The sequence below is a fragment of the Ameyamaea chiangmaiensis genome, assembly GCF_013376175.1.
GTDB classification, from domain to species: domain Bacteria; phylum Pseudomonadota; class Alphaproteobacteria; order Acetobacterales; family Acetobacteraceae; genus Ameyamaea; species Ameyamaea chiangmaiensis.
In genome coordinates this window covers 1-8,178 of sequence record NZ_JABXXR010000126.1, presented here as the reverse complement: position 1 = coordinate 8,178, position 8,178 = coordinate 1, and the positions used below count along the sequence as shown (strand labels likewise).

At 66.1% G+C, this 8,178-nt stretch carries 7 protein-coding genes and 1 pseudogene; 2 read left to right on the top strand and 6 right to left on the bottom strand.

Annotated elements, in window-relative coordinates; genetic code table 11:
- The first annotated feature begins 32 nt into the window (after positions 1-32).
- On the top strand, positions 33-980 hold the full coding sequence (locus HUK82_RS12760) for a heme o synthase (protein ID WP_176614328.1): 948 nt from the start codon (positions 33-35) through the stop codon (positions 978-980).
- A 199-nt stretch (positions 981-1,179) separates the two neighbouring features.
- On the opposite strand, the gene HUK82_RS12755 is transcribed toward HUK82_RS12760, so the two are convergent.
- The 6 genes from HUK82_RS12755 to HUK82_RS12730 form a co-directional block, all read right to left on the bottom strand.
- Positions 1,180-2,094, bottom strand: a complete 915-nt coding sequence (locus HUK82_RS12755; RefSeq protein WP_176614327.1) for a Tim44 domain-containing protein — start codon at positions 2,092-2,094, stop codon at positions 1,180-1,182.
- A 49-nt stretch (positions 2,095-2,143) separates the two neighbouring features.
- Positions 2,144-3,481, bottom strand: coding sequence for a TldD/PmbA family protein (locus HUK82_RS12750; RefSeq protein WP_176614326.1), 1,338 nt, complete (start codon positions 3,479-3,481; stop codon positions 2,144-2,146).
- Positions 3,478-4,743 carry a M16 family metallopeptidase gene (locus tag HUK82_RS12745; protein ID WP_176614325.1) on the bottom strand — a complete coding sequence of 422 codons (1,266 nt, stop codon included), beginning with the start codon at positions 4,741-4,743 and terminating at the stop codon, positions 3,478-3,480. The genes HUK82_RS12750 and HUK82_RS12745 overlap by 4 nt, the downstream gene beginning before the upstream one ends.
- Positions 4,744-4,808: 65 nt before the next feature.
- Positions 4,809-6,206, bottom strand: a complete 1,398-nt coding sequence (gene thrC, locus HUK82_RS12740; protein ID WP_176614324.1) for a threonine synthase — start codon at positions 6,204-6,206, stop codon at positions 4,809-4,811.
- Between the two features lie 78 nt (positions 6,207-6,284).
- On the bottom strand, positions 6,285-7,334 hold the full coding sequence (locus tag HUK82_RS12735) for an L-dopachrome tautomerase-related protein (RefSeq protein WP_176614323.1): 1,050 nt from the start codon (positions 7,332-7,334) through the stop codon (positions 6,285-6,287).
- Positions 7,335-7,356: 22 nt separating this feature from the next.
- The gene (locus HUK82_RS12730; protein WP_218061587.1) at positions 7,357-7,734 is read right to left on the bottom strand and encodes a hypothetical protein; all 378 of its coding nucleotides are present in this window, start codon (positions 7,732-7,734) and stop codon (positions 7,357-7,359) included.
- Positions 7,735-7,851: 117 nt separating this feature from the next.
- On the opposite strand from HUK82_RS12730, the pseudogene HUK82_RS12725 reads away from it, so the two are divergent.
- Positions 7,852-8,178, top strand: a pseudogene (locus HUK82_RS12725) (tetratricopeptide repeat protein); the annotation flags it as partial.

Here is an 8,178-nt window from a genome sequence, read left to right as displayed (position 1 = left end):
GCAGCCGCGCCTCTCGCCGCGCGGTCGCGCGCATGAGCGGGGCTGTCGCCGACAAGGCGTTCGTCGCTGAACCCGGCGCCATTCTGGGCACCGAGGCACGCGACTGGTTCGCGCTTCTCAAGCCCCGGGTCATCTCGCTGGTGGTGTTCACCGGTGCCGCCGGTCTTGTCGTAGCGCCCGCCCACATGAACCTGTTCGTTGCGGCGGTGGCGATCCTGTGTATCTGCATGGCGTCGGGTGCGGCTGGCGCGATCAACATGTGGTACGACCGCGATATCGACGCGATCATGACGCGCACCGCGACGCGCCCGATCCCCGGCGGTCGTATGCCCGAACGCAGCGCGCTGGGCTTCGGCGTGGGGCTGTCCGTGGCGTCGGTAGTGCTGATGTGGTTTGCCACCAATGCACTGGCGGCGTTCATTCTGGCGTTTTCGATTGTCTTCTACGCCGTGATCTACACGATGTGGCTCAAACGCTCGACACCGCAGAACATCGTGATCGGGGGCGCCGCCGGCGCGTTTCCGCCGATGATCGGCTGGGCGGCGGCGACCGGGTCGCTCGACGTTTTGCCGATCGTGATGTTTCTGATCGTGTTCCTGTGGACGCCGCCCCATTTCTGGTCCCTGTCACTGTATGCGTGCAAGGATTATGGCCGGGCCGGCATCCCGATGCTGCCGGTCGTGCGGGGCGCGCGCCATACCCGTCATCAGATCCTGATCTACACCTTCGTTCTTCTGGCCGTCTCGCTCGTGCCGTCGTGGCTGCATCTGTGCGGATGGATTTACACGGCGACGGCCCTGGCACTGGGGCTCGGGTTCGTGGCGTGTGCCGTAGCCGTCGTGCGCGACCGTCAGGACGAAACCGGGGTAAGCCTGACCAACGATGCGCCAGCGCGCCGGGCCTTCCGCTTCTCGCTCGCGTATCTATTTTTGCTGTTCTGCGGCCTGCTGCTCGATCACGCGCTGGTCGTGTCACACTGATCCACAGGGGACACGTGTCATGAGCGATACCGCACTGACCATCATCGGCCGCCGTCGAAAGGGGCGCATTACAGGCGTCGTTCTGACGGTTCTGGCGTTTGCTGCAGTTCTGTACGGACTGGCCCTGTCGCTGTCCTGACCGGGCTGCGATTGCCAAGTGCTGGCGGGCGCGTTGCCCGCCCAGCACGACTGACCGGCGTCAGCGGGTCTGCTGGATCGCGGACAGAAGCCAGCCGCCATGCGGCCCTGAACGCACGAACGTCCATAGTTCGGTCACGGTCATCCGCTCGTTCGGGTTACCCTCCACGACGGTTCCAGCCATGTCGGTGGTCACATCCACAAGTGAGTAGCGCATCGCGACGGTTGCGTAGTCCAGGTTGCCCTCGCGCCAGGCCTCGGACAGGTCGCCCCCCTCGAACTGAACGGCGGAGACGACGTTGCGGGCGCCCCGGCTGGCGTAGGCGCTCAGTTGCTCGTTGAAATAGCTGACCATTTCCGGCGTCGCCATCCGCTGCAACGCGCCTAGGTTCTGCTGGCTCCAGGCCGCCTGGATGTCATACAGCGACTGCTGAAACGCCTGATAGTCTGCCGGGGTGATGGTCAGAGGGGCACCGCCCGGGTTCATGCCGCCCGATTGCGGCATACGCGGCTGGTTGCCGATGCCTGTGGACATCGGGCTGCGATGACCGAATCGGCGGATCAGCCAGCTGATCAGAAGGCCCAGCAGCAGCATCTGGATCAGGAAGCCGAAAAAGCCGCCGCCGTGCATGCCGCCGAAGAAGCCATGCCCCCCTAGCAGACCGAACAGACCGGCGCCGAGGAATCCACCGGCGAAACCGGTCAGAAACGGGTGGCGATTAGCATAGCCCATCCTGCCATAGCCGGGCTGGCCATATCCGTAGGACTGCGCCGGAGCCTGCTGATAAGGCGTGACCGAGCGCTGCATCGGAGACGCGCCCGACGGGGCGTAGGCGGTGGGCGGCGGCGCGCTGTAGGTGCGTGAACCGCGGCTTCCCATCGAACTACCGCTACCCGGCCGTGCCTCCGCGGGTGCCACGCTGACGGTCGCAAGGGCGGTCGCCAAGGCGAGGGAGAGAAAGGCGGCTTTTTTCATCAGGCGTCGTGCTCTTGTCCAAAAGGGGGGCGCAGAGGCCGCGTGGCGGTCAGCTGCCGGCAATGCTCAGGTCGTCGATCCGGATCGTGGGGGCGTCGCTGCCGAACCGGAACACCAGATCGTTCGCTGGAACAAGGCGCGCGAACATATCGATCAGATTGCCCGCAACGGTCAGACCGGCCACCGGTTCCGCGAGAGCCCCGTCGCGGATCATGAAACCACTCGCACCCCGGCTGTAGTCGCCCGTGATGCCGTTGACCGCGGAGCCCATCATTTCCGTGATGTAGATGCCCTCGCGGATATCCGACATCAAGGCTTCGGGGGTAAGCGACCCGTTGCTGAGGAACACATTGCTCAGCGCCGGGGACGGTGGGGAGGACGACCCGCGACCGCCCCGTGCGTTGCCGGTCAGCCCAAGCTGGCGAGCGCTTCGGGAATCGAGCACCCACTGGGTCAGAATGCCGTCCTCCACAAGGGCCAGCGGTGCCATGGCCGCGCCCTCGCCATCGAAGGGGCGCGACCGCAGTCCGCGCACGCGCAACGGATCGTCGATCACGTCGACACCGATCGGCAGGATGCGCTGCCCCATCCGGCCCTTCAGGAACGAGGTCCCTCGCGCGATGGCCGCACCATTGATCGCGCCCGCCAGATGTCCGATCAGGCTGGCGGACACGCGCGGGTCGTAGACCACCGGTAGAGTGCCGGTCCTGGGACGGGTCGGGTTCAGCCGGCGCACCGCGCGCTCGCCGGCCTCGCGCCCGATGGCGGCCGGATCGCGCAGGTCTGACAGATGCACGCGTGAGTCATAGTCGTAATCGCGTTCCATGCCGGTTCCGCAGCCGGCCAGAACGGTGGCGGAGGTGGCATGGCTGGTGCGCGTATAATGGCCGCCGAACCCGGCCGACGTCGCCAAAGTGACCTCCGTCCGACCATAACTCGCCGAACCGCCATTGCTTTTGGTAACGCCGGGGATGGCCAGAGCCGCGCCTTCCGCGAGACGGGCGCGTTCGAGAAGGGCCGCGGTGTCCGGCTCCGCGCTGTCAGCCAGATCAAGGCCGGCGGCGTCGAAGCGCCCGGGGCGTGCGAGGTCGCACAGCCCGGCGAACCGGTCTTCCGGCACGACGCGTGCCATGGCGATGGCCTGTTCGACCAGCGCGTCGAAGCGAGCAGGGTCGAGTGTGGTGGTCGATGCGATGGCGGACCGCTGGCCGATGAAGACGCGCAGGCCGATATCGGTCGTCTCCGAGCGCTCCAGGTCCTCCGTCTGCCCGTTGCGGACCTGAACGCCCGACGCGGTCCCGGCGACCATGATCGCGTCCGCGGCGTCCGCCCCGGAGGCCTTCGCCCGTGCGATCAGCGAGTCGAGCAGGTCCAGCGCGTTGCTCATGCCGCCAGTTCCGAGATGATGGAGGACAGGGGCGGCACGTTGGCGACCGGGCCGATACAGGCCAGGGTCGGCGCGGCGGTGAACACGCGCGTGGCTGTTGCGCGGATGTCGTCCACCGTCACGGCATCGATCTTGGCCACGGTTTCGTGTGTGGGGATCACGCGTCCGAACAGTTGCAACTGGCGAGCGACCTGCTCGCAACGCGCGCCGGTGCTTTCGAGCGACATCAACAGCGACGATTTCAGCTGCGCGCGTGCCCGGCTGAGTTCCGCCGTGTCGATCTCGCGGCGCACCTTGGCGAGTTCATCCAGCACGACCGGCACGAGGGTCCGTGCCTCGTCCTCGCCCGTGCCGGCGTAAATGCCGAACAGTCCGCTGTCCACGAACGGGGCGGTGAACGAGTAGATCGAATAGACCAGACCGCGTTTCTCCCGCACTTCCTGAAACAGGCGCGACGACATCCCGCCGCCCAGCAGCGTCGACAGCAGGATCGTGGGGTAATAGTCGGGATCGCCATACCCGACCGATGGAAAGCCCATCACGAGATGCGCCTGATCTAGGTCGCGCTCGACGCGCAATTCGCCCCCGGCGTAGTGGGCGGCGACATGGCGTGGGGACGTATGGGTCGGAAGGTCGGCAAAGTGCCGCTCAACCAGTTCGACCACCCGCTGATGCTCGAGATTGCCGACGGCGGTCACGACCATGTTGGGGGCGGTGTAGTGGCGCTGCATGTAGGCCGTCAGCGTCTCGCGCGGCATCGTGCGGATCAGCGCCTCCGGCCCCAGTGTGGGACGCCCCATGGGCTGGTTCGGGAAGGCCGTTTCCTGGAAATGGTCGAAGATGATGTCGTCGGGGGTGTCGTTCGCCTGTCCGATTTCCTGCAGGATGACGCCGCGCTCGCGCTCCAGCTCATCGGGTTCGAGGACGGAATGCGTCAGGATATCGCCGATGATGTCGGCGCCGAGAGCCAGATCCTCTTTCAGAAGCTTGACGTAGTAGGCCGTCTGCTCCCGTGCGGTGTAGGCGTTGATATGACCGCCGACATTCTCGATTTCCTCGGCGATCCGGACGGCGGAGCGGGACGTGGTCCCCTTGAAGGCCATGTGCTCGAGGAAATGCGAGACCCCGTTTTCCGACGCCTCCTCATCGCGCGTGCCGGTGCCGACATAGGCACCGAACGAGACGGTTTCCACGCGGTCCATGCGTTCGGTGGCGACGGTCAGGCCGGAGGGTAGGCGGGTGATCTGGATCGGATCGGTCATGCGTGTCCTGTCGGGCACGGCCGCGGCGCGGCCGGCGTTATCGGTGCCCTCGCGGGCGGGTCGTCTCAGCTATTGGACAGCACCAGGCTGCGGACCGCGTCCTCGACGAGCCCAAGGTCATTCTCCACGACCCGGAAGCGTTCCTCGCGCTCGAAAAGATCGGCCAGATGCTCGGGCAGCGCCGGGCGTAGGCCGGTGGCGGCCTCCATGGCGTCGGGGAACTTGGCCGGGTGCGCCGTGGCCATGGCGATCATGGGAACGCCGGGCTCGCGCGCGGCACGACCGGCGGCGATGCCGATGGCGCTGTGCGGGTCGGCCAGATAGTGGCTGTTGTCATACAGGGACCGGATTTCGGCACGCGTACCGTCATCGTCAAGGGCAATGCCGGAGAACAGCGCCGTTGCCCGGCGCCAGGCGTCGGGGTCGATATTCATGCGCCCGGTCTTGCGGAAGTCCATCATCATGGTGGCGCAGGCATCGGCGTCACGATCGAGAAGCTCGAACAAAAGCCGCTCGAAGTTCGACGAGACCTGAATGTCCATCGATGGCGACAGGCTTGGCACGACGGCACGCATCGACATGTCGTTGTCGTGCAGGAAACGGCTGAGGATGTCGTTGCGGTTCGAGCCGATGGCGAAATGCCTGATCGGCAGGCCCATCTGGCGCGCGACCCACGCGGCCAGCACGTTGCCGAAATTGCCGGTGGGCACAGCGAAGGAAACCTCGCGGTCGGGCGCGCCCATGGCCAGCGCCGCGTGGACGTAATACGCCACCTGTGCCGCGATACGGGCCCAGTTGATCGAATTGACGGCCGAGAGGTGCATGTCGCGGCGGAACACGACGTCCGCGAACATGGCCTTCACCAGGTCCTGGCAGTCGTCGAATGTGCCCTGGATGGCGAGATTGCCGATGTTGGGGGCCTTGACGGTGGTCATCTGACGCCGTTGCACTTCGGACGTGCGGCCTTCGGGATGCAGGATCACGACATTGATGCGGGCGCGGTTGGCAAATGCCTCGATCGCCGCCGAGCCAGTGTCGCCCGAGGTGGCGCCGACGATCGTCAGGGTCTCGCCGCGGGACGCCAGAACGTGCTCGAACAGATGGCCGAGCAGTTGCATCGCCATGTCCTTGAACGCCAGCGTCGGGCCGTGGAACAGCTCCTTGACGAACAGGCCATCCTCGACTTCGGTCACCGGCACGATCGCCGGATGATCGAACCCGGCATAGGCCGCCGTGGTCATCTTCATCAGGTCTGCTTCGGTCAGGCAGCCGGCGGCGAACGGCGCGATGACCCGCGCCGCCAGCGCGGGGTAAGACAGCCCGCGCATGGCGCGCCAGTCGGCGTCCGAGAAGGTCGGCCATGTCTGGGGCACATAAAGGCCGCCGTCTTCGGCCAGACCGGCGAGCAGAACTTCGGAGAAGGAACGGACCGGCGCTTGTCCGCGCGTCGAAATGTAGTGCATGGCCGCGATCATAGTCGCATCAGGGCCCGGCGCGAAGGGGCAAGCTCATGCGCTGGGAATAGGGATGGTCAGCCGGGATCAGGGGCGGATGGCGAACAGGACGGAGGATGGTGCCGGCGCGGGCGCATGCTTGAACGCGGCACTCTGATCGACACGGGAGACGGGCACATAGACCGTCCCGTCCGCGCCGACCGCAGGGCCCGTCGGCCAGGTCAGGCGCGGATCGGCAAGCAGCGTCGCCGGGATACGGCCGACGGTGAAGCTGTCGATCGCGTGGCGTTCGGGCTTGGCGAAATAGAGCGTGCCGTCCGGGCCGGTGGCGACGCCGCCAAGCGTTCCGGTCATTTCCCACAGGGTGAGGCCTTCCTGACGCTCGATATCGGTCACCATGGGGTCGGTCAGCAACGGCGTTCCAAGACGATACAGCGAGCCGCCCGGCGCCTGCAGATAGAGCCACTGTCCATCCGGGCTGAGCGCCAGCATCGACACGTTGGGCCGCGCGATGCCGCCATCGGGCAGATGCAGCGGCTGGCCGCCGATCATGATCGGATGTTTCGCCGCGACCCCGGGTGCGTTTTCCATGAAACGCTTCATCGAGCCCGCGCGCAGATCGATGACAATGATGGCCGCAGCACCCGAGTCTCCCACAAACGCCGTGTCGCCATGCACCGCGACACCCGACAGGACGCTGCCGGGCCGGGTGGCATCGGGCCCGAGTGTGTAGACACGCGCGACGGTGTTCGACGACAGGTCGATACGTAGCAGGCGAGGGGCAGGGTGCTGCGCGGGCGGACTGACGGACAGGATACCGTTGTCGAGGACCCACAAGGCACCATCGGCGACCGTCATTCCGGTCATGTTGGTCAGCGGTAAGGCCGTTCCGTCGGCAAGCCGGAAGGGAGCTACAGTGCCGCCGTGGATTTCGCTCAGGGCAGGACCGCTTCCGCCCAAGGCCGCCGTCGCCCCTACGAACAGGCGTCCGTCAGGAGTGATGGCACTTGTTGTCCAAATGGTGTCGTCTGCGTGCGCGACCTCGGTCAGTGTAGCGGCGTGAACGACAGGGGACGTGATGAGCGTGACGCCCAGGAGAAGAAGACGGAGCGTGTGGCGGACGGCGGAACGGTTCATGCCCGAGGTTATAGCCCCGAAGTCACACAGTCGTGCAATCCGGCATCTGCGCGTCGGAGGGTTGTGTCGCGGACGGGCGTGACGGAAGTGGCTCCGCCTCCATCGTGGCGTTCATGGCGATGATCTCCGCGGCATGGCGATGCGCGGGCGTTGCGAACGCCGCGGGACGGGGGTTTTCCAGCCATGGGGCATCATCGGCGACCGGCAGCAGCGTCGCGGCGTGCAGAAGCAGGGCCGCGTCGACGCTCTGACACGGTGTGCTCCACTGATTATGCGGCAACCGGCAGATATAACGGTTGTTCGTATCGATTCTGACTTCGGACGAGAACTGGACGACTGACTGATGATGGCGAACGGTGACGAAGACAATACCGGGAATGGTTCCGGTTCTGCGCTCCACATGCATGGCCCTCTCCTCGTCCACATGCTGGTGTCCGTGATCAGCCAACACCTTGACCTGAAGGATTGAAGATTTCGTTAATGCGTGGGTGACTTTTCCTTCCATGCGGATTTTCTCGTGACCGAGGTGTCCCACCTGCTGACGACCGCCGCCGACGCCTTGCGCACGGGTGACGATGCCGGGGCCGAGCGCCTGTACGCGCAGGTGTTGCGGCAGCAGCCGAAGAGCGCGACGGCGCTGCATGGGCTGGCCTGCATCGCCGGTCTGCGCGGGCGCGACGATCTGGCGATCGGTTTTGCCGGACGCGCGATCGCCCTGTCGCCCGAGCCCGTGTTTCATATCACGCTGGGGCAGGCACTGGCCGCGCGCGGGCATGTACGCGAAGGGCTGGCGGCGCTGCGGGTCGCCGTCCTGGGTGCGCCGGAGGACGGGCGGACGCACGCG